1 pseudogene is annotated in these 544 nt (G+C 59.4%); it reads right to left on the bottom strand.

Annotated elements, in window-relative coordinates:
• A pseudogene (locus ACIGDJ_RS27025) lies at positions 1 to 544 on the bottom strand (proton-conducting transporter membrane subunit); the annotation flags it as partial.

The raw sequence follows: 544 nt of genomic DNA, 5'->3' as shown, positions 1-544 counted from the left end.
CAACAGCCATTATCATTTAGAGTATCCGGCTGTCGCTCGATTAGCAGAGGATTACTTCGATGTAGTTTAGCACATCGGCGTCCAAACCGGCCAGTACCAGCGTCACACCACCGACGATGCCGACCAGGTGCAGGATGTCCGGCGCCAGGGTGAACAGACCGTGGGTACGGGCGATCAGGTAGACACCGGCGGTTACCATGGTCGCGGCGTGAATCAGTGCCGACACCGGGGTAGGGCCGGCCATCGCATCAGCGAGCCAGGTTTGCAGCGGCAGTTGTGCCGATTTACCGACCGCGCCACCCAGCAGCATCAGGGTGGCGAGGGTGATCCAGAAGTCGCCGACCTGGAATTTCTGCGGTGCCAGCACCAGCAGTTCCTGAATGTTCAACGTGCCCACTTGCTGGAACAGGATGAACAGGCCGATGGCCATGAACACGTCACCGATCCGGGTCACGATGAAGGCCTTGAGTGCCGCGTTACCGTTGTTGCGGTTGCTGTAGTAGAAACCGATCAACAGGTACGAGCACAGGCCCACGCCTTCCCA

Source organism: Pseudomonas sp. NPDC079367, assembly GCF_044542195.1.
Taxonomy (GTDB): domain Bacteria; phylum Pseudomonadota; class Gammaproteobacteria; order Pseudomonadales; family Pseudomonadaceae; genus Aquipseudomonas.
This window is presented reverse-complemented; position numbering and strand designations above follow the sequence as displayed.